The organism is Trichococcus palustris (genome assembly GCF_900114465.1).
In the GTDB taxonomy this organism is placed as follows: Bacteria; Bacillota; Bacilli; order Lactobacillales; family Aerococcaceae; genus Trichococcus; species Trichococcus palustris.
In genome coordinates, this window is the sequence record NZ_FOTD01000006.1 from 63,102 (window position 1) to 83,664 (window position 20,563).

A 20,563-nucleotide genomic window follows, 5' to 3' on the forward strand; every position below is an offset into this window, starting at 1 on the left:
GAGCTCTTCCAATAATTAAACATTTTGCGAATTTCGTTTATGCCAACTTCTGACGACACTTGAAAGTGAAAAACAGATGATGAAATAAACAAGCGCAAGGAAGGCGTAGATCATAAATACTTCTGAAGTCTTGGTCACTTTCCCCAAGATGACTTGTCCGCTTCTTGTGAACTCCATGATTCCCAAGCCCGCAAGGAAGGACGTATCTTTGATGGTCGTGATCACCTGCGACAAGAGCGAAGGTATGATCTTTTTGAAGCATTGCGGCAAAATGATGTACCATAATGTCTGCAAAAACGAGAATCCTTCCGAATGGGCAGCTTCGAATTGTCCTTTCGGTATCGAATTCAAGCCCCCTCTAACGATTTCCGCCACTACCGCTGACGTGTACAGGAATAGGGCCAATGAGCCTTTCAGCGTAATCGTGCTCCCCGGAATCAAAAAGGAACAAGTTAGCATCCATAGAAGCAACGGCGTATTACGGAAAAGCTCGATATAGGCGCCTGCTAGTTTTCCCAAAAATTTCTTCTCATAGTTCCGCAGCAAGCCCAAAACCGTCCCGTAGATGATCGACAGGATAACGACGCTGATGGAAATGAGCAGCGCCAGTTTCAACCCTTGCATCAAGAAGGAAACGTTGGACGGAGTGAAAACAGTTTGGATCGATTCAATCATTCCATCACCTCCGGAATATCTACGCCTATGTTCACTACAACCGAATCATTGTCCTTCAGCTTCTGTTCGTATCTCCTTGCAAACGTTGCAAGCGGGAAACAAAGCAGGAAGTAAAGGAATCCTGAAACGAGATAGGCAGGTCCGTAGTTCAAGCTAGAGGAAGCATAGGAATCTGCCGCATACATCAAATCGGCACCGGCGATGATCGCCAATACAGAAGTATTTTTGATCAGGTTGACGGCTTGGTTGGTCAATGGCGGCAGAATGATCTTCACCATTTGCGGAAGGATGATATAGCGCATCATCTGTACATAACCGAATCCTTCCGAATACGCCGCTTCCTCCTGGCCCTTTGGTACGGCCATTATTCCGGCCCGGACAACTTCGGCAACATAGGCACCGTGGTATATCCCGACACCTACCACGCCGATCGTAAATTCATTCAGCACCAGCCCTGCCATGGCGAGGCCGTTGTACATGAAGAAGATTTGGATGACTAAAGGGATATTCTGAAACATTTCTACGTATATTCTGGCGATAGCGCGAGGCAACCGGCTTTTTGCCGTCGACATCGTCCCAATGATGATACCGATGGACATGGCCAACAGCAAAGCCAATACGGCGACTTCAAGCGTCCGCAAAAAGCCGTTCCCAAAGCTGCTAAAATTTTGAAAAAGATCTTCCCAACGCCAGAGAGCGAATGGATTTGTACTCCTCATTATTCACTCAATCCCCACTCTTTAGCCATTGCATCAAGAGTGCCATCTGCTCTCCATGTTTTGATTAAGTCATTCACGGTTGTCGCTAATTCCGTATTGGATTTCTTCGTTGCGATGCCGTAGTCTTGCGTCGCAAAACGGTCTTTCAGGATTTCAGTCGAATCATCCAGATAGCCGGCCAGGATTGATCTGTCCACGCTGAAGGCATCGATACGACCTGAATCAAGTGCTGCTTTGATTTCCGGATAAGTCGCGTATTCAGAATATTTCAAAGAAATGCCATATTGCTTGGCTTCTGCATTGATGGCATCCGCTGTTGTCGAGCTTTGTGCAACCCCGATGGTAGCTCCGTTCATATCGGCTAACCCTTTATAGCCTTTTTCTTTCTTAACCAATAGCCCCACTGCATCTACATAGTAGGCATCAGAGAAATTGTAGGTTTCTTTCCGTTCATCGGTAACGGTGAAGGTAGCGATGACCATATCCACTTCCCCATTATCCAATAATGGCCCACGCGTTTTGGCCGTAACCGGCGTCAATTCGATCGCTTCCGGGTCGCCCAAAATTTCTCCCGCTATCTTCTTGGCGATGTCGATTTCGAATCCTTCTATTTCATTCGTTTCTGTATTTCTTAATCCGAAGTTTGGAACATCTTCTTTTACGCCCACTTTCAACACGCCGGCTTTTTTGATCGATTCAACCGTTACTTGATCCGATGTTGTTGAAGTTGCTGCACCCGTCGAGTCCGCAGTATCCGAACCGTCGCTTGAGCAAGCGCCTAAAAACAAAGCAGCTGATAAACATAACGAAACCAATAGATTTTTTTTCTTCATATTCCAATTCCCCCTGATAGTGTATGCCGATGTCTCATCGGTTATCTTAAGATTTTGCCTAAAAAGGCTTTCGTCCGCTCATTCGTCGGATTATCGAAGAAGTGTTCTGGCGTACCCTCTTCCACGATCGTGCCGTCAGCCATGAAGATGACGCGGTCCGCCACCTGTCTCGCAAAGCCCATTTCATGGGTCACCACAACCATCGTGATGTTCATGCTGGACAATTTGATCATGACATCCAGTACTTCCTGTACCGTTTCCGGATCCAAGGCTGAAGTCGGTTCATCGAAAAGGATGATTTTTTTCTGCGAACATAGCGCTCTGGCGATGGCCACCCTTTGTTGCTGTCCGCCTGAAAGGGTCGAAGGATACACATTCGCCTTCTCGCGCAAGCCGACGATATCCAAGTAGCGATAAGCCATTTCTTCCGCTTCTTTTTTTGATTTTTTCTGTAATTTGATAGGACCGATTGTTAAATTACCTAACACGGTCATATGCGGGTACAGATTGAATTGCTGAAAAACCATCGCCGATGAATGGCGGACAATCTCCAGCTTATTCTTTGCGGTAACTTGCTTCCCATCGATATAGACGTTTCCGTCTGTCGGCTCTTCGAGGAAGTTCATGCAACGGACAGTGGTACTTTTCCCCGATCCGGAAGGACCGATGATGACCACTTTTTCCCCTTCTGCGACTTCCAGGTTGATATCCTTCAACACATGGTTGTCTCCAAAATATTTATTGACGTGCTCTAATTTAATCAATTTTGCCTCAACCCCTTTTGTGCATATTCATTTGTGTATGATAACCTTTCAAACACTTGCGATTGCCCTTATGAAAATGGAGCTATCATTTACTATCGTCTTTATCTTACCATTTTAATGATATAATAGTTGAAACACAATTAAAATATGTCGCGGATATGTAAGGTTTTGTTACATTGCCCTTTCCGACACCTCATCCATGTCAATAAAAACCGTTTATACGACTCTATTTTCGAGCCTTCATGACATCTGAAAAAGATTTCCCCAAGGAGCAACTATCACAATACTTATCGATACCCCGGCCAATTATCTTGCTTCGCTGAAGGAAAACAGACGCTCTTCCAGGATGGCTCATTCCCAATGTGCAGGAACGTTCAGTCCATCAGGTATCCTGGTATAGGCATTCCCTTTCGCTGCATTGATTTGGGATTGCGTCAAAAATATACTGTTCCTTAAATCTGCACCGCTTATATCGGCGTTCCGCATATCCGTTCCTAAAAAATCGCAGAACTGCAAATTTGCATCCTTCAAATCCATTTCAATGAAAAGGAAGCCTCTGAAGTTCTGGTAGGAAAAATCGCGACTGGCATGATTCTGCCCAGACCAATCCCCATACGGTTCGAAATCATATTTCGCCTTATTATCCCTGTACGCTGCACTTACTTCCATGAATATCCTGCTGGAAATTATCCGATAAGGCATAATATCGAAACCTGCAAGGATTGCCGGCGGGTCCTTTTTGATCTTTTCCAGATCCTTTATCAGTTCCTCACATGCCTTATCTGTATCCTTATTTTTCGTGATTGCCATGCTGCTGCGAAGATGGTAAATAATCTCATGGATATTTCTGACCACGGGCAACAGTTGAAACATTTGCTTTCTACTGACCGGATCAGTTTGCCAATCCCTCCCGTTAAAAAGTTCCACCGAAATAAATTGCCCCGCCCCAAAACATTCATATGTCGTGCAGCCATTGAAGCCATTCGCCTTCAACTGATTGTGAATAGCGCAGCCAAAATCAGTTCTTAGATTTTTACAAGGTACACCCTCTTTTTTGCTGAAAGGGAAATCCTGCGATTTTTGAAATTGCAGAGCTACACAACAGAGCGCAAAACAGTTACTGCAGTCCGAAGAATATTCTCCTCTGCTATTGTATTCTTCCATAATCTTCTCCTTTGTGTTCGATTTGGTTCCTGTTTCTTCAGCAGAATAGCATTCCTGCCGTTGCTTGGTTCTTCATTCCTTTCCATTTATTTTAGCACCACGTTGGCTTTTTGAGGGGAAATTTTTTCCAGAACCAGTCGAAAAAGGAATTGACTCAAAAGCGTGTTGCCTCTTGCTTCAGCAATTGTGGGGAGCAAGAGGCAACATGCGCGAAATACCTTGAATAGAGGTGACCTGATTCCCCCATTTTTATGCGGATGATTCAGGTATTCTTTTTTCCTGCATGTAAACGAAAAAAGAAGGCAATATTTCTGGGTTTAATCAGAAATATTGCCTTCTTTTATTTATGACTTTTTTGTTGCTCTTTATTTATTTCCCTTCACGACGTGCTAACAAAATAGCATTGTTTTCGAGAACTTTTTTCTTGCCTAATGGATAGATCGTCAATAGAATGATTCCGGCAAGTGTCAAACCTACGGCAGGTGCAACAGTGTAAACTTGGTATAGCCCATTTTTAACTGCTTCTGTTTGGACTTGAGCGGTTTGTTGATAGCCGATCACTGTCAAAGCGTAACCGCCAAGACCACCAGCAAGAGCTTGTCCGATTTTGCGTGCGAATGAGTAGCAGGCATAGACGGTAGCATCTTCGCGGACACCATTTTTGATTTCCATATTGTCGATGACATCAGTGATGAATGCCCAAATGATGATCATGAAATAGCCTTGGCCTAAGTTAGCCAAGAAAATGATCGTCAAGAATGTTGTAAGGCTTTGAACATGAGTGAAGTATAAGCCTGCGTATAAAAGGCCGGCGAAAATCAGTGAAAGCCCACCGGATTCCTTTTTACCGAATTTTGATGCGATTTTTCCGGCGAATGGAGCAAGGATCAGGGTACCCAGCGTACCGAAAATACCGGCGATGGCCAAACCAGTTGAACTATTGAAGTATTCTGGATACACGTAAGCATTCATTGTTCCGACAAGCAAAGTTGAAAGTAACAGCAAGATAGCAATCCCGATAAGCGTAAGCAAAGAACGATCCGAGAAGAAGAGTCTTGTGATTGCTTTCATTTCTTTGCCGATGGTAGTGCTTTCAGCCGATTCTTTTGGAGCAGCTTGGACACGTTCAACCGAAAATGAGTAACAGATGCGATACAAAATAAAGGATGTTACTGCAAAAGCAGCAGCGATGATGGTGAAGCGAACAGGGATAATGACTTGCGCTGCAACACCATTGATTATTTCAGATTTGAAAATGAGTTTTGGAACAAGGAATGAGATGATGATGCTGGCAACAGCGGCACCACTACTTCTGAAGACAGAAAGGGATGCGCGTTCATCCGGATTTGGGCTGATGACAGAGGCCATCGAACCGTAAGGGATATTGATGGATGAATAAAGGATTCCCCAGATAATGTATGTCACATAAATATAAGCGACTTTGACAGGCATCGAGGCGTCTTGGACCCCGTAAATGAACATAGAGAACGTTGACAAAGCGATGAACGGTGCCATGCGACGAATCCAACTTCTGAAACGGCCATCTTTGGCGGGCTTAGCTGTATCAACGATACGGCCAATCGTAATATCTGCGAATGCATCAATGACACGGGAGATTAAGAACAGTGTACCAACAACAGCAGGGTTAACACCCAGCACCTTCGTATAAAATACCATCAAAAAACTACTTGTAAAAATGAATGAAAAATCGTTCGCCATATCACCGATAGCATAACTGATTTTGTCCTTCATCCCAAATTTCGGATATTCTTTCGTTTTGTTGTCATCGCTTACATTTTCGATATTTTTTTCGTTTACATTTTTCATTTTCAAACACCTCTTCCGATTTAATAAAAACCCACCAATAAAAACGAGAAACAAGAAAAAATTATTTCATTATCGCATCATGAAACTCAGTTATCAAAAAAAGTAATCATGGTTAGATAATAAAATTGAGTTATAAGAACTAAGGGAATAATACCATCGCCAGAAATCGGTTACAATCTTTTTATTATTAACAATTTGTGAACGTTGTCTTTCTGGCCTGAATAAATGAGCTGCAATAGCGTTCGCTAAAGGTTTTGACTCTTCTAGGGGATATGCTGATTTCCACTTGGAAACCCATTGATGAGGTTTTTATCACATCCGGTGTTGACAAAGCCGACTAAATATTTTTGGGGAAATGGACAAAAAAACGCAACCCGAAAAAATGAAAGAAGATGACCCCGACTGCCTATCGGGATCATCTTCTGTGAGCTGCATGATACAGCTTTTTTTAAGTGCTAGCTTATGGGCGATCATTTACGCAATCGCTAACATTATTATTTTTCCTCTTGCTCTAAAATGAAAAGCTCATAGCTTTAGTCATTCATTGCAGGGATTGCATGAGGCATTTCGTCTTCTTCATCATCACTCGGTCCCACATTTTTCATTGTTGAAATTTTTGCTTGAATACCTTCCATTGCTTCTTTATTTAATGGGTAGAATTTCATGAATCCTAAAGCAATCATTGTACCGGCTAAAGGCAATACTGAAAGCAAAACAATACCAGCCATCCGCAATTGTGGCGAAAGTGGCGTGTCAGCCGTTGGATACGCTTGCGCAAATCCCACAGCGGCTAAGATCCAACCAATTGACATTGGTGCGAACGATGATGCGACTGAGTCAGTCAACGAGAACATGGTGCTCAACATTCCGGAAACATAACGCCCAGAAACACTTGTTTCGTAGTCGGAGACATCCGCTGCCATGGTCAAGGCTAAGCCTGTTGGTGTAGATGTGAATCCTTTCGCACAAGCAAAAACGATTGTAAAGGCAATTGTCCATAAGGATAGGCTAGAGAAGCTCAAATCACCTGGGTTTGCAAAGAAAAGTAATCCGCCTAATAGGATTAATGAAATAACTGCGCCTTGCAAGTAACGAACATATGAGTAACGCAATCCTCTTTTTTGAGCAATGGTTGCTGCAAAGGTTGTAAACAATAGACTAGGCAAAATCAACACTAAAGAGATCGTACCGGATAGACCAAAGTTACCAAAGATGATACCAAATAGGATCATCAACACAACTTGGTCACCGAATAATGCTGAATTGAACTTCACAAAAGCTGCTGCCATGGTCAACATTTGTAAAGGTCTGTTGCCTTTGACAATCTCCCAGTAATCTTTAAACGAAGTTTTAGTCGTTTTTTCACCGATACCAAAGTATTGTTTGTTGTCTTTTTGGGCAATACCGATAACTGCCAAAATTCCTAGGATAGCTGAGATGATCATGACTCCTGGGATAAATACTTTGAAGAACGCTGGTGTAAACCCACCATATTTTGGCACTAAGAAGTTTGCCACAACAATTTGACCACCAGTAAACAATAAAGTCGTTACCCAACCATCAACGATATTGAAGATAGGACGTTGTTTTGGATCGCTTGTCAACGCTGCTTGACCGGCTTTTGTAACCGTCGCTTGCAGGGAATAACCGATTTTATGCACGACTAACGCAAGTAAGAAAATTGGAATTTTCATTCCATTGCCCAGACCATGAATATTAAATAGTACCAAGAATGAAAGAATAGTAATAATATTTCCTAAAATCATAATCGGACGATACTTACCAAATTTTGTATCTGTTTTATCAATTAAAACCCCGATTGCCGGGTCGATGACCCCATCAAAGATACGGATATACCCCATAATTTGACTTACGAAGAGTGCAGTTAACCCAACAAGACCCGTTGAATAATAGGTAACAAAACCAAAAGCAAACATATAAATATTTGTTGATGAATTATTCAAAGTAAATAACACGATTTGCCACAGTTTGGCACGGTTGTAATTTGGTTCCCCGATAACCGTTGAAGCCTCTTTTGCCATAAAAAAACCCCTCCATATTATGAAATTTAGAACTTATTGCAACAAGTATTTATTATCACATTATGAAACTCAGTAACCACAAAAAGTTGTCATAGTTATAAAAATAAAACTTAGTTATAAGAACTAACGTAATAGTATCATAGCAAAAAAACGTTTTCAATATTTTTATTGTTAACGAATTGTGAACGCTTTCTAAAATTCGTAATTCCCAACACAAATTGCTATCAATATAAAGAAATCCACCACGGAATATGTGGATGAGATACTAAAAAAGCGGGCTCCCATTTAGTCGTGGGGGCAGGAAACGCCTGCCCACTTCCTTGCTTCATAAGTGCATTTGTTAAGCCTATGGAGTATAATTATCTTAACAAATTGTTCGAAATTTCTTACGATAATCCAAAGGAGCACAAGTACCTATGAATACAACAAACAGCGACAAGCAAAATAGCCACCTCGATTTGAACAACAAAGACGTTCAAGACGTCTTTTCAATCTATGAAGATTATGCAGAAGTCCCTTACATCTCACCCAAACGGGATTTAGAAAACTGGCTCCATTTAGTGAGAATCGGTTCAGAACATCTCGTACCCAAACGAAGTATGGTTCGTTATGAAGAGGATATTTTACCGGGGCATCTGATTTTATTGTGGCGCATCAATTTCGGCACCTTTACCAATGAGAGTGTCTTCCCAAAATATTTTGAATACGACTACGGCATCAATGGTAGACAGGCACTGGATGAATTACAAGAAAAAGGCTATGCCAGAGAACTGTCCGCAACCGATTCTTTGGATTATCTGAACGCCGCACAGTTAAAAGCGATTCTAAAACATTTTGAAAAAACAGGCTACTCTAAACTAAAGAAGCCCGAATTAATGGAACTCGCGAAAAAAGAATTAACTGAGGAACAGCTCGCCGCCCAATTCAAACTGAGAGGGTTTCAGATAACGCCTGAAGGAAAAGCCCTTCTGGCCAAATATCCTGAACCGGTTGATCGTCATCCCAAGAAAAAATACTGATTTCATAAAGATAAAAACTCCCTGCTGGATTAATTCGCAGCAGGGAGTTTTTGCATATTTTTTATTCTTGCATAAGAAACGGTAAAGCCGCTCCCACTATGTTTTCTATCAATGAAAAATGCCGAAGCCGCCTGTCCAGCTGATTTTTTCAGAAGCAGCCAATGCAATTTGAAGGAATCCCATCGCTTCGAGCTCGCGGGCCCGTTTCAGTGAGCCGGCATCGATGAATGCCAAACCGCTGCCGTCCAATGCTGCCACAAACTTATCCTTCGCTTCTTGAACATCGGACGCAAATAATACCGTGGTTTGGTGGGCATCCGCTACTTTCTTCGTCACCAAAGTGGCGGCGAAAGTTGTGTTGAAGGCTTTGATGACCGACGAATCCGGCAATTCCTTGGCGATTTCCGCAGCGGCTGAACTATCGGCTGGGACATCCAAACTGTCAAACGTCTTAAAATTCACAGGATTGGTGATATCAATAACGATTTTCCCGGAAAGCTGGGCCCGATAAGTATCCAAGATGCCGGCAACGGCTGCATACGGAACTGCAAAAACGACGATTTCACCCAATTCGTCCACAGTTTTCTCTTTTGTGACGTACGTTACCTTGTTTCCGGCAGCCTCAAAGTTACCTCCGATCGCATTCCCCATGTTCCCTTTGCCAAAAATACTGATGTTAGCCATATTTCATTCCTCCTAGTCCATTTCGCGGTCATTCCTGTTCACACGATACTGCACTGACTTTTTTCGAAAGCATATACAAACTCATTATACAACTTACCTAAGTTAAGTAAAACTTTTTTCTCCTGCGCTGTTGCGGTTCTGTGCGCGAAAAAAGAACCACACCGAAGTGTGGTTCCCCTATAATAATTAAAAAAAAAATTGTAGATAACTACTGACTGATACCTTCTAAGTAATGCAAATCAGCTTACTTATTATAAATCTTTGGACCTTTTCGCATGTTCTTAAGATCATTTTTCGGCGAGTCGGTTTGTTTAGACTTTCCGCCACCTACTTGTTTCTTTTTAATTAACTCTAACATTTTTTCTTTTGAATTCACTTTTCACACCACCTTTGTTAATGTAACACTCCATACTTTAAGGACGATAAGAAGTTGTAATTGGTTAATATATTAATGAAAATAACTTTCTTCGATGGCAACGATTTTTTTAGAATCACTAATCAACTTCCAAAACAACAACCTACTACATTCAAACAATTTAGAATGATTGTTTTGAATTGATGCCAGAAAAAAAGCATCAGCAAGATGCTGATGCTTTAGGGTTGTTAATTGATTTTTCAAATTGGACATTTGAACCAACTTGAAGCAAAAAAACTTTTGAAAACGTTGATACAATAAATATTAACGTTTTGAAAATTGTGAAGCTTTACGAGCTTTCTTAAGACCTGGTTTTTTACGTTCAACCATACGTGGGTCACGTGTTAACAAGCCTGCTGCTTTTAATGCAGGGCGGAAGTCAGGATCTACTTGCAATAATGCACGTGAGATACCGTGACGAGCTGCTCCAGCTTGTCCAGTGAATCCACCGCCGTTTACGTTTACGAAGATATCGTAGTTGCCTAAAGTACCTGTAAGGTTTAAAGGTTGTTTGATAACTTCATATAAGTAAGCGAATGGGATGTATTCAGTCATGTCTTTTTTGTTGAAAATGATGTTTCCTGTTCCGGGTACTAAACGTACGCGGGCAGTCGAATTTTTACGACGACCAGTTGCGATATATTGTGCTTGTGCCAATGAAATTCCCTCCTTAAATTAGATTAGTGATGTCTAAAACTTCTGGTTGTTGTGCTTCGTGTGGGTGAATTGCTTCGCCGTACACATGTAATTTAGTGAATTGTCTTGCACCTAAAGAGTTTTTAGGAAGCATTCCTTTTACAGATAATTCAACTAATTTTCTTGAATTTTTAGCACGTAATTCGCCAGCTGTGATTTGTTTTAGTCCACCTGGATAACCTGAGTGGCGGGAATAAATCTTGTCAGTTGCTTTTTTACCTGTTAATTTGATTTTATCTGCATTAATAACGATCACATAATCCCCTGTATCTACGTGAGGTGTGAAAGTTGGTTTGTTTTTACCGCGTAAGATAGTTGCAACTTGTGTTGATACACGTCCCAATGGGATGTCAGTTGCGTCGATAACGAACCATTTGCGGTCGATTTCGTTTGCTTTAGCCATGTATGTTGTACGCACGTTTGTTTCCTCCATATTCTTCTCTGTCTGTTTGATCCAATTGAGTTTCCGGGGCTCATCGTGGGGCAAACAATACCGTCTTACATGTTACAATATTTCTTTGTGGTTGTCAATGCCTTCCTTTGGAAAAAGTTGAAGGATTTCATTTTTTTCCGGAGAAGATCAGGATGGACTCCATGCAGCATGAATCTTTTTGATATATTAATTTGCTATCTTTTGAACAAATATTTGACACTTATTTTCCCGCGTGCTATTATTGATTCAATTATTAAAAAACAATGATAAACGCGATGATAAGAAAAGTACATTATATGGAACCGCATCAGCGAGCTTCGGTAGGTGAAAAGAAGCCGGGAAAGCATAATGGAAAATGGTCTTTGAGCGGAACAGTCGAACGCACTTGCCTGAAACTGTTACGGAGTTCCCCGTTAGAACGAAACAGTGTACTTTGCCGTAGTTTCCGCAAACGCACTGCTGGAGGCTGAATACATTCAGCAAATCAAGGTGGTACCACGATAATCAATCGTCCTTGCACAATATAACTATTGTGCAAGGACTTTTTTTGTTTCCAAAGACCCGCATCCGTCTATTGTTAACCATACTAGCTTAATCAATCGAGGAGGAAAGAACATGACAGAATTTTCGCAACAAACTTATTTGGCGCAATTGGGCAACCGCAAAGATAAATTAACCGGTGCAGTCAGCGCCCCGATTTATTTATCCACAGCTTTTGGACACCCCGGCTTGGGGCAATCCACCGGCTATGACTATACCCGCACGGCGAATCCGACCCGGGACATCCTTCAAGAGGGGTTAGCGGTGCTCGAGAACGGCACGCAAGCCTTCGCAACCAGTTCCGGCATGAGCGCCATCCAATTGGCAATCAGCATTTTTCCGGCAAACAGCCACTTCGTGACATCGCGTGACCTATACGGCGGCAGCTTCCGCTACTTCCAGGATACGGAAAGAAAAGGTTTCTACTCCTTCAGCTATGTCGACGATCCAAAAGAGATCGAAGCGGCCATCCAGGAAAACACCGTGGCGATTTTCATCGAAACGCCGACAAACCCCTTGATGAAAGAAACAGACATCGCTGCCGTTGCGGCCGTCGCCAAAAGACACGGTTGCTACGTCATCGTCGATAACACGTTCTACACGCCGCTTTTACAACGTCCCTTGGAACTGGGTGCGGACATCGTCGTGCACAGCGCCACGAAGTATTTAGGCGGCCATAACGACTTGCTGGCCGGTGCGGTCGTGACGAACGACGATGCGTTGGCTGAACAGCTGGCATTCCTGTTGAACACGACCGGTGCAACCTTGGATGCCTTTGACTGTTGGCTCTTGGTGCGCGGCCTCAAAACCTTGCCTTTGCGTTTGAAGCAACATCAAGCCAATGCGAAAGCCGTCGTCGCTTACCTGGAGCAGGAGTCTTCGGTCAAAGCGGTCCACTACCCGGGGAAAGGCGGTATGTTGAGTTTTACCGTGCAGGATAAGGAACAGATCCCGGCCCTGCTGGATTCCCTTAAAATCTTTACCTTTGCCGAAAGCTTGGGCGGCGTCGAAAGCTTGATCACCTACCCGACCAGCCAAACCCATGCCGATATCCCCGCCGAGGTAAGGGAATCCTACGGGCTGACGGATGATCTGTTGCGCATTTCGACCGGTATCGAAGATGCCGACGATTTGATTGCCGACCTAAGGCAAGCTTTCGCAACAACCGCAATTTCCGTCAAATGATGCAATAAAATAGACTGCGGCTGATAGGCAAGTTCTATCAGCCGCAGTCTATTCATGCTATCCTTTTTTGCACACCACCATGCCTTTTTCTGAAACAAGCCGATCCACGGGGACATCGAACGGCTCCGTGGGGACCTTGTCGACTATTTGCATCGAATGGGCCAAGGAAACCGTCTGGATGGTCTGTCCCTCCAAGAACCGGTCATAGTAGCCCCCGCCAAAGCCGATCCGGAAGCCTTCCCTGTCGAAGACGATGCCGGGAACAATCAGGAGATCCATCTGTCCGATTTCCACCCGCTCGCTCGCCTGGGGCTTAGGTTCCCGCAAATTGTAGTAGACGACTTCCAATTGGTCGTAGTCAGTAAACCGATAGAAGTTCAACCGCATCATCTTTGGGTCGCATTTCGGCACACAAATGCTTTTCCCTTGCCGCCATCCGGTTTCGATGATGGCCTGGGTATCCCATTCGAATCCATTAGCCAACGTGATGCCGATCATCTTCGCTTCCTTCCACACCTCAGAACGGACGAGCACATCGGTCATTTTCTTTTCGATTTCGTGTTTTTCGTCTTCCGTCAACCGTTTCAACTTTTCGGTCACTGCTTTGCGTAATGCTGCTTTATCCAAGAGATCGCCTCCGTTCCATTCACTTTGTCTTTGTGTCTATCCACTATTATACTGTTTGACTGCCCCATTTGTGAATGGAAAATCCAATCGTTCGGTTCCTCGGGGAAGCCGGGCTGCGAATGGTCACAAAAACTCCCTTCCGGACAGACGGAGTTTCATCAGTTACTCTGTCTGTCCGGAAGGGAGCGATCGCTTCATCCTCTATTTGTTTTGTTCCTCTTCGAAATCTTTTGTGACGTTCATCAGATGTTTGTACAGCTGCACCATGCTCTCGGCATAGGCTTTGTTTTCGGTCAGATTGCGTACCTTTTCCAGCACCTTATCCTCCCTCTTCTGATCCAAAACGGGAAGATGATATTTTTTTTTGATGCGTGCCACTTCCGTTACGGCATCCATTCTGCGTTCAAACAATTTCACCAATTCTTTATCGATTGCATCGATTTCCGCTCTTTCTTTTTTAAACATCCTTTGCTCCCCCCCCCCTACTCTCCTCTTTTCAATTTTTCCTCGTCATAATAAACTTTCGCCAGATACAGTCCTTCCGGTGCTGCGGTCGGTCCGGCTTTGCGCCTGTCCTTTGCTGCCAAGAGCCGCTCGATTTCCCCGACGGGCTTCAGGCCATCCGCAATCTGCAGCAACGTTCCCACGAAGATCCGGATCATGTTGTACAGGAAGCCGTTCCCTCTGAAGGTGAAGACTAGCTCGTTGGCCGCTTCATCCTTGATGACACTGGCTTCATAGACGGTGCGCACCAAATCGGTCTTGTCCGTCTTTGTCGAACAGAAGCTGGTGAAGTCATGCTCCCCTTCAAGGTGTTTGATTGCCTTCTGAAGGTTTTCCATGCTGAAACGGAACGGATGATGCAACGTATATTGGCGTTTGAACGGATCCGGGAACCGATTCAGATCGACCCGGTAAATGTATTTCTTTCCTACCGCATGGTAACGGCAATGGAAATCCTCCGTTGTCTGTTCGATTTCCGTAATCATGATGTCCGCCGGCAACAGGCTGTTCATTGCCCGCATCAGGTGGTCCGCCTTGATGGCTACCGGATAGTCGAAATGGATGACTTGCCCCAGCGCGTGCACGCCGGAATCCGTCCTTCCGGAAGCCTGGATGGGGATATATTCCCCTTTGCACATTTTTTTTAAAGCTTTCTCAATCTCTGCCTGTACGCTGTTGCCGTTAGGTTGGACCTGATAGCCAACATAGTTGGTGCCATCGTACTGGACAATACATTTATATCGCTGAGCACTCATAAAAGCAGCATGCCCCTTTCTCTCAAAAAAAGGACCGGGATAGCATTCCCGGGCCTCTTGGATTTATAACCAGTCGTGCCTTTGTTTCGTTCCGATCCTTTAGCTGGTGCGGAAGATTACGAGCAAAGCCGTCAATACGGCAAACGCCAAAAGACTCAGCGTATCCCGCAATTGCCAGTTCAATACGCGGTATTTCGTGCGGCCTTCTCCGCCTTGGTAGCCGCGCGCTTCCATGGCGTTGGCCAATTCGTCGGCGCGGTTGAAGGAGCTGACGAACAGCGGCACCAAAATCGGCGTGACTGCTCTCATCTGTTGCACGATGTTCCCTTCGCCGAACTCGACGCCCCTAGCCCGTTGCGCATTCATGATTTTGGTGGCTTCGTCCATCAAAGTAGGGACGAAACGCAACGCAATCGAAAGCATCAAGGCAATTTCATGCACCGGCACCTTAAAGCGTTTCAACGGTCCCAACAATTTTTCGATGGCATCCGTCAAAGACAGCGGCATGGTCGTCAGCGTCAATAAGGTCGAGATGAAGATGATCAGGATAAAGCGCATGAAAATGAAGGCTCCGTTGATCAAACCATAGGAAGTGATGCTGATCGGCCCCCATTGCAGATAGGTTTCCCCGCCTCTGGTGAAGAGGATCTGCAGCAGCACCGTAAACAGGATCAGCCAGACAAGCGGTTTGACGCCGTTCAGGAACACCGACAATTTGATGTCGGATAAAATCACGCAGAGGAACGTGAAGAGCGTCATGATCAGATAGGTTTGCCAGTTATTCGCCAAGAAGATGATGATGATGAAGTAAAAGGCCCCCACCAGTTTCGCACGCGGATCCAGGCGATGAACAAGGGAATCACTCTGAATAAAGCGGCCGAATAATAATTTATCAAGCATGCAGTTCACCCGCTTTCCCTGGAACAGCTTGGTCAGGCACTTTATTTTCGTTTACTTTCGCGATCAGCACGGATGCCAGTTGCTCGGTGCGTAACGGCCGTTCTTCGCCGAAATCGATGCCCGTTTTTTTGCTGAGCTTGTCCAAGAACGCCAGTGCGGAAGGCAGCCCCAATTGTTTCTGTTGCAGCCATTCGGCATCCTGGAAGATTTCAGCTGGCGGCCCCATCTTCACGACCGTGCCTTTTTCCATGATGATGACATGGTTCGCATAGGTGGCCACATCGTTCATTTGGTGGGTGACCAATACGATCGTCAGGCCTTTATCCACATGCAGCTGGTAAAACATATTCATGATTTCCCGGCGTCCTGCGGGATCCAGCCCGGCAGTCGGCTCGTCCAACACCAGCACTTCCGGTTCCATCGCCAAGACGCCGGCTATCGCCACACGCCTCATTTGACCCCCTGAGAGGTCGAACGGGGAGCGTTCCATGAAAGATTCGTCCAGTCCCACCAAAGGCAATACACGCTTCACAATCGCCATTGCGTCCTCTTTGCTGACGCCGAAGTTCATCGGTCCGAATGCGATATCTTTGGCGATCGTTTCTTCAAACAATTGCGACTCCGGGAATTGGAATACGATGCCTACCTTCTTGCGCAGGGCTTTCAGATTCTTGTTGTTCGATTTCGCCGTAATCACACGGTCCCCGATCGTTACGGTCCCTTCCGTCGGTTTCAGCAACGCGTTCAGATGTTGGGTAACCGTCGATTTCCCGCTGCCGGTATGACCGATCAACGCCGTATAACTGCCGTCCGGAATATTCAAGTTCACATCGTACAAGGCCCTGTTTTCGAAGGGGGTTCCAGCCGAATAGGAGAAGCCTACTTTGTCGAAAGTAATGTCCATAGCCAATTCATCATCCCTTCTTCGGTTAAATATTCTGCAGGCACCGTCAAGCCCTGTCTTTGCAGCTGATATTTCAGCTTTTCGGGGAACGGGATATCCAAACCCATATCGATGATATCTTTTCCGACACCAAAGATTTGTTCCGGTGTCCCGATCTGCTTCAGCTGCCCGGCTTCCATCACAAAGATGCGGTTCGCTTTTGCGGCTTCGTCGATATCATGAGTGATGGAGATGACCGTCAAGTTTTCTTTTTCTTTGATTGCTTGGATGGTCTCGATGACTTCATGGCGTCCTTCCGGATCCAGCATCGTCGTCGCTTCATCAAGGATGATGATTTCCGGCGACAACGCCACAATGCCGGCGATCGCCACCCGTTGTTTCTGGCCGCCTGAAAGTCTGGCCGGCTCCTTATCCATGAAATCAGCCATGTTTACTGCCGCCACGGCGTCCGCCACGCGTTTGATCATCTCTTCCCGTGGAATACCGACATTCTCCAATCCAAAGGCAACGTCGTCCTGCACGGTCGAACCGACGAATTGATTATCGGGATTTTGGAAGACCATCCCGATTTTACGGCGGACGTCCCAGACGGTCTGGGCATTCAAGGTTATCCCGCTGATGATGACCTCACCGGAATGGGCTTCAATCAGACCGTTGATCGTTTTTGCCAAGGTTGATTTCCCTGAACCGTTCGGGCCGATGATGGCTATCCATTCGCCCTGGTGAATAGACAGCGAGACATTGTTCAATGCCGGTATACTGTCCTCTTCTGAATAAGAAAAAGTCACATTACGCAACTCAATAATATCATTCATGATAGCTAATCCCACTCTCTCATTTGTTAAATCCTACGATGCGCTCTTTGCGGAAAGTCCGTAGGCGGCAATATCAGCTGCCCTGCAAAGAGCCCCCGGCAGTCCCTTTTTGAGAACAAAAAAAAACATGCCGAAAAGCAATCGTCTATCTTATTACAGTATAAACTACTCTTCTGCATTTTTCATCCGCTGTCTTGACACTCCACGAAATAAAAACGCTTTTATTTTATATATCAAAAGAAACTAGAAAAAAATACCCTTTTCTAGTTTCTTTTGATAAAAAAAGCACTTTTTGGATGAATAATGCCCCTCCGGAGATTATGGCAATCTCCGGAAGAACCTGAGCTAGACTAGGGAAGCTTAAGCGTTCCCATCATCATAACACTCTATTCCATCTAAAAGTGAACGTTTCATCTTTTGATTAAATTATACTAACTCAATGATAACCATTTGAGCTGCATCGCCACGACGAGGTTCAGTTTTCAAGATACGTGTGTATCCACCTTGACGTTCTGCATAGCGAGGTGCGATATCACTGAACAATTTTTGTAAAGCTGATTGAACAACGATTTTATCATCTTCTTCGCGTACATCTGCTACTTCGTTACGAACGAATGCTGCAGCTAAACGACGAGCAGATAAATCCCCGCGTTTGCCCAAAGTAATCATTTTTTCAGTGGTTTTACGAATTTCTTTAGCACGAGCCTCAGTTGTAACGATGCGTTCATTGATCAATAAATCAGTAGTTAAATCGCGAAGCATTGCTTTTCTTTGAGAACTTGTACGTCCTAATTTACGGTAAGCCATCCTAGGTTTTCCTCCTTTGCTACAGTACTAGTCGTCTTGACGCAAGCTTAGATTTAAATCATTTAGCTTGTTCTTCACTTCTTCAAGTGATTTACGTCCCAGATTTCGTACTTTGATCATTTCTGCTTCAGATTTATCAGTCAATTCTTGAACTGTGTTGATGCCTGCGCGTTTCAAACAGTTGTATGAACGAACGGATAGATCCAACTCTTCAATAGTCATTTCCAGCATTTTCTCTTTATGTGTTTCTTCTTTTTCAACCATAATTTCTGCTTTACGGGCCTCGTCGGTTAAATTAACGAAAATGTTCAAATGTTCTGTCAGGATTTTAGCAGCTAAACTAACTGCTTCTTCCGGGCTGATGGAACCATCTGTCCAGACATCCAACGTCAATTTGTCATAGATGTTCTTTTGTCCGATACGAGTATTTTCTACTTGATAATTTACTTTACTGATGGGTGTGTAAATTGAATCAACTGGTAAAACACCGATAGGCATATCTTCAGTTTTGTTATATTCGGAACGAACATAACCACGACCATTTTTTACATCCAATCGTACATGAAATTGTGCTCCCTCTGAAACTGTACATATATATAAATCAGGGTTTAAGATTTCCACGTCACTGTCATGGGTAATATCCGCTGCAGTTACCACGGCAGGGCCTTTTACATCAATTTCAATAGTTTTATCTTCTTCTGTATACAATTTCAAAGCCAATTTTTTGATGTTAAGGATGATTTGAGTAACATCTTCCACGACACCATCAATCGTTGAAAATTCATGCAGAACACCATCGATTTGGATAGTTGTGACTGCAGTACCAGGAAGTGAAGATAATAGAATACGACGTAATGAGTTACCAAGGGTTGTACCATAACCGCGTTCAAGTGGCTCTACAACGAATTTACCGAACTTGGCATCCTCGCTGATCTCAATCGTTTCAATTCTTGGTTTTTCAATTTCGATCATTTATCAATTTACCCCTTTCAAAACGTGTAGTTCATGTAAGTGAGTCCATTGCGTTTCGTTACATATGCAGTACAATCTCAATTAAACACGACGACGTTTTGGTGGACGACATCCGTTGTGAGGAATAGGTGTTACGTCGCGAATAGCGGTAACTTCTAAACCTGCAGCTTGTAATGAACGAATGGCAGCTTCACGTCCAGAACCAGGTCCTTTAACAGCAACTTCAACTGTTTTCATACCATGTTCCATTGAGACTTTAGCTGCTGCTTCTGCAGCCATTTGTGCAGCATAAGGAGTAGATTTACGAGAACCTCTGAATCCTAATGACCCTGCTGAAGACCATGAAATAGCATTTCCATGTACATCTGTTATCATAACAATAGTATTATTGAAAGTAGAACGGATATGTGCTACACCTGCTTCTACATTCTTTTTCACACGACGTTTGCGAGCTATTTTTTTAGCCATGAAGTTTTAACCTCCTTCACTTAATTATTATTTTTTCTTGCCTGCGATTGATTTAGCTGGGCCTTTACGAGTACGAGCGTTGTTCTTAGTGTTTTGTCCGCGAACAGGCAAACCACGACGGTGGCGCATTCCTCTGTAAGATCCGATTTCGATCAAACGTTTGATATTTAGGCTTACTTCACGACGAAGGTCACCTTCGATTTTTAATTTGTCCACTTCTACACGAATACGGTCTAATTCGTCATTCGTTAAGTCACGAACACGTGTATCTTCTGAAACTTCAGCTGCTTTTAAAACTTTTTGAGCTGTGTTCAAACCGATACCAAAAATATAAGTTAATGAAATAACTACACGTTTGTCACGCGGAATATCTACTCCTGCGATACGAGCCATTTATAGGCACCTCCTTGTTATTATCCTTGGCGTTGTTTGTGTTTGGGATTTTCGCAAATCACCATAACACGACCATTGCGGCGAATCACTTTACATTTTTCGCAAATGGGTTTTACTGATGCTCTAACTTTCATTTAAATTCCCTCCTATTTAGTGATGGAGTGCAATTATTTAAAGCGGTAAGTAATGCGTCCACGAGTAAGATCATACGGTGATAATTCTACCGTAACTTTATCGCCTGGCAAAATGCGGATGTAATGCATTCTAATTTTACCAGATACGTGTGCTAATACTATATGACCATTCTCAAGTTCGACTTTAAACATTGCATTGGGCAAAGTTTCAACGACAACTCCTTCGATCTCAATGACATCGTCTTTCGCCACGCCTGCTAACCTCCTAACATTCTGTTGAGCTGATTA

25 protein-coding genes and 1 other annotated feature are annotated in these 20,563 nt (G+C 44.0%); of the genes, 2 read left to right on the forward strand and 23 right to left on the reverse strand.

Annotation, left to right across the window (positions count from 1 at the left end; all coding sequences use genetic code 11):
• Nucleotides 1-15: 15 nt before the first annotated feature.
• From BM101_RS05700 to BM101_RS05730, 7 genes are all read right to left on the reverse strand, one after another.
• Nucleotides 16-675 carry an amino acid ABC transporter permease gene (locus tag BM101_RS05700; RefSeq protein ID WP_087033236.1) on the reverse strand — a complete coding sequence of 220 codons (660 nt, stop codon included), beginning with the start codon at nt 673-675 and terminating at the stop codon, nt 16-18.
• On the reverse strand, nt 672-1,394 hold the full coding sequence (locus tag BM101_RS05705) for an amino acid ABC transporter permease (RefSeq protein ID WP_087033235.1): 723 nt from the start codon (nt 1,392-1,394) through the stop codon (nt 672-674). The genes BM101_RS05700 and BM101_RS05705 overlap by 4 nt, the downstream gene beginning before the upstream one ends.
• The gene (locus BM101_RS05710; protein ID WP_087033234.1) at nt 1,394-2,227 is read right to left on the reverse strand and encodes a transporter substrate-binding domain-containing protein; all 834 of its coding nucleotides are present in this window, start codon (nt 2,225-2,227) and stop codon (nt 1,394-1,396) included. The genes BM101_RS05705 and BM101_RS05710 overlap by 1 nt, the downstream gene beginning before the upstream one ends.
• A gap of 41 nt (nt 2,228-2,268) precedes the next feature.
• Nucleotides 2,269-2,991: an amino acid ABC transporter ATP-binding protein gene (locus BM101_RS05715; RefSeq protein WP_087033233.1), complete on the reverse strand. Its 723-nt coding sequence runs from the start codon at nt 2,989-2,991 to the stop codon at nt 2,269-2,271.
• Nucleotides 2,992-3,342: 351 nt separating this feature from the next.
• Complete coding sequence (locus tag BM101_RS14240) at nt 3,343-4,155, reverse strand: pentapeptide repeat-containing protein (RefSeq protein ID WP_087033232.1); 813 nt, start codon at nt 4,153-4,155, stop codon at nt 3,343-3,345.
• A 369-nt stretch (nt 4,156-4,524) separates the two neighbouring features.
• Entirely contained in the window at nt 4,525-5,982 is a 1,458-nt protein-coding gene (locus BM101_RS05725) for an MFS transporter (RefSeq protein WP_087033231.1), read from the reverse strand.
• A 533-nt stretch (nt 5,983-6,515) separates the two neighbouring features.
• Nucleotides 6,516-8,024, reverse strand: a complete 1,509-nt coding sequence (locus BM101_RS05730) for an MFS transporter (protein WP_087033230.1) — start codon at nt 8,022-8,024, stop codon at nt 6,516-6,518.
• A gap of 416 nt (nt 8,025-8,440) precedes the next feature.
• On the opposite strand from BM101_RS05730, the gene BM101_RS05735 reads away from it, so the two are divergent.
• Complete coding sequence (locus BM101_RS05735; RefSeq protein WP_087033229.1) at nt 8,441-9,043, forward strand: hypothetical protein; 603 nt, start codon at nt 8,441-8,443, stop codon at nt 9,041-9,043.
• Between the two features lie 108 nt (nt 9,044-9,151).
• On the opposite strand, the gene BM101_RS05740 is transcribed toward BM101_RS05735, so the two are convergent.
• The 4 genes from BM101_RS05740 to rplM all read right to left on the reverse strand — a co-directional run bounded on the left by BM101_RS05740 (nt 9,152) and on the right by rplM (nt 11,256).
• Entirely contained in the window at nt 9,152-9,727 is a 576-nt protein-coding gene (locus tag BM101_RS05740) for an NADPH-dependent F420 reductase (RefSeq protein WP_087033228.1), read from the reverse strand.
• 244 nt (nt 9,728-9,971) lie between these two features.
• Nucleotides 9,972-10,103 carry a hypothetical protein gene (locus tag BM101_RS14350; RefSeq protein ID WP_256212139.1) on the reverse strand — a complete coding sequence of 44 codons (132 nt, stop codon included), beginning with the start codon at nt 10,101-10,103 and terminating at the stop codon, nt 9,972-9,974.
• Between the two features lie 303 nt (nt 10,104-10,406).
• The gene (gene rpsI, locus BM101_RS05745) at nt 10,407-10,799 is read right to left on the reverse strand and encodes a 30S ribosomal protein S9 (RefSeq protein ID WP_087033227.1); all 393 of its coding nucleotides are present in this window, start codon (nt 10,797-10,799) and stop codon (nt 10,407-10,409) included.
• Between the two features lie 13 nt (nt 10,800-10,812).
• On the reverse strand, nt 10,813-11,256 hold the full coding sequence (rplM, locus tag BM101_RS05750; protein ID WP_087033226.1) for a 50S ribosomal protein L13: 444 nt from the start codon (nt 11,254-11,256) through the stop codon (nt 10,813-10,815).
• Between the two features lie 281 nt (nt 11,257-11,537).
• Nucleotides 11,538-11,790 (forward strand) — a binding site (T-box leader).
• A gap of 96 nt (nt 11,791-11,886) precedes the next feature.
• On the opposite strand from rplM, the gene BM101_RS05755 reads away from it, so the two are divergent.
• On the forward strand, nt 11,887-12,996 hold the full coding sequence (locus tag BM101_RS05755; RefSeq protein ID WP_087033225.1) for an aminotransferase class I/II-fold pyridoxal phosphate-dependent enzyme: 1,110 nt from the start codon (nt 11,887-11,889) through the stop codon (nt 12,994-12,996).
• Between the two features lie 57 nt (nt 12,997-13,053).
• Here the strand turns inward: BM101_RS05755 and BM101_RS05760 are convergent, their stop codons facing one another.
• The 12 genes from BM101_RS05760 to infA form a co-directional block, all read right to left on the reverse strand.
• On the reverse strand, nt 13,054-13,623 hold the full coding sequence (locus BM101_RS05760) for a 5-formyltetrahydrofolate cyclo-ligase (RefSeq protein WP_087033224.1): 570 nt from the start codon (nt 13,621-13,623) through the stop codon (nt 13,054-13,056).
• A 201-nt stretch (nt 13,624-13,824) separates the two neighbouring features.
• On the reverse strand, nt 13,825-14,088 hold the full coding sequence (locus tag BM101_RS05765) for a chorismate mutase (RefSeq protein ID WP_087033223.1): 264 nt from the start codon (nt 14,086-14,088) through the stop codon (nt 13,825-13,827).
• Nucleotides 14,089-14,105: 17 nt separating this feature from the next.
• Entirely contained in the window at nt 14,106-14,882 is a 777-nt protein-coding gene (gene truA, locus BM101_RS05770) for a tRNA pseudouridine(38-40) synthase TruA (protein ID WP_087033222.1), read from the reverse strand.
• A 99-nt stretch (nt 14,883-14,981) separates the two neighbouring features.
• Nucleotides 14,982-15,782 carry an energy-coupling factor transporter transmembrane component T family protein gene (locus BM101_RS05775; protein WP_087033221.1) on the reverse strand — a complete coding sequence of 267 codons (801 nt, stop codon included), beginning with the start codon at nt 15,780-15,782 and terminating at the stop codon, nt 14,982-14,984.
• On the reverse strand, nt 15,775-16,686 hold the full coding sequence (locus BM101_RS05780) for an energy-coupling factor ABC transporter ATP-binding protein (RefSeq protein ID WP_087033220.1): 912 nt from the start codon (nt 16,684-16,686) through the stop codon (nt 15,775-15,777). The genes BM101_RS05775 and BM101_RS05780 overlap by 8 nt, the downstream gene beginning before the upstream one ends.
• Nucleotides 16,662-17,501: an energy-coupling factor ABC transporter ATP-binding protein gene (locus BM101_RS05785; protein WP_087033219.1), complete on the reverse strand. Its 840-nt coding sequence runs from the start codon at nt 17,499-17,501 to the stop codon at nt 16,662-16,664. The genes BM101_RS05780 and BM101_RS05785 overlap by 25 nt, the downstream gene beginning before the upstream one ends.
• A gap of 426 nt (nt 17,502-17,927) precedes the next feature.
• Entirely contained in the window at nt 17,928-18,308 is a 381-nt protein-coding gene (gene rplQ / locus BM101_RS05790; RefSeq protein WP_087033218.1) for a 50S ribosomal protein L17, read from the reverse strand.
• A gap of 27 nt (nt 18,309-18,335) precedes the next feature.
• Entirely contained in the window at nt 18,336-19,280 is a 945-nt protein-coding gene (locus tag BM101_RS05795; protein ID WP_087033217.1) for a DNA-directed RNA polymerase subunit alpha, read from the reverse strand.
• 81 nt (nt 19,281-19,361) lie between these two features.
• Nucleotides 19,362-19,748 carry a 30S ribosomal protein S11 gene (rpsK, locus tag BM101_RS05800; RefSeq protein ID WP_087033216.1) on the reverse strand — a complete coding sequence of 129 codons (387 nt, stop codon included), beginning with the start codon at nt 19,746-19,748 and terminating at the stop codon, nt 19,362-19,364.
• A 27-nt stretch (nt 19,749-19,775) separates the two neighbouring features.
• A complete protein-coding gene (gene rpsM, locus BM101_RS05805; RefSeq protein ID WP_087033215.1) occupies nt 19,776-20,141 on the reverse strand; it encodes a 30S ribosomal protein S13 in 366 nt (121 codons plus the stop codon).
• A gap of 20 nt (nt 20,142-20,161) precedes the next feature.
• The gene (gene rpmJ, locus BM101_RS05810; RefSeq protein ID WP_062470716.1) at nt 20,162-20,275 is read right to left on the reverse strand and encodes a 50S ribosomal protein L36; all 114 of its coding nucleotides are present in this window, start codon (nt 20,273-20,275) and stop codon (nt 20,162-20,164) included.
• Between the two features lie 33 nt (nt 20,276-20,308).
• Complete coding sequence (infA, locus tag BM101_RS05815; RefSeq protein ID WP_068558953.1) at nt 20,309-20,527, reverse strand: translation initiation factor IF-1; 219 nt, start codon at nt 20,525-20,527, stop codon at nt 20,309-20,311.
• Nucleotides 20,528-20,563: the final 36 nt, after the last annotated feature.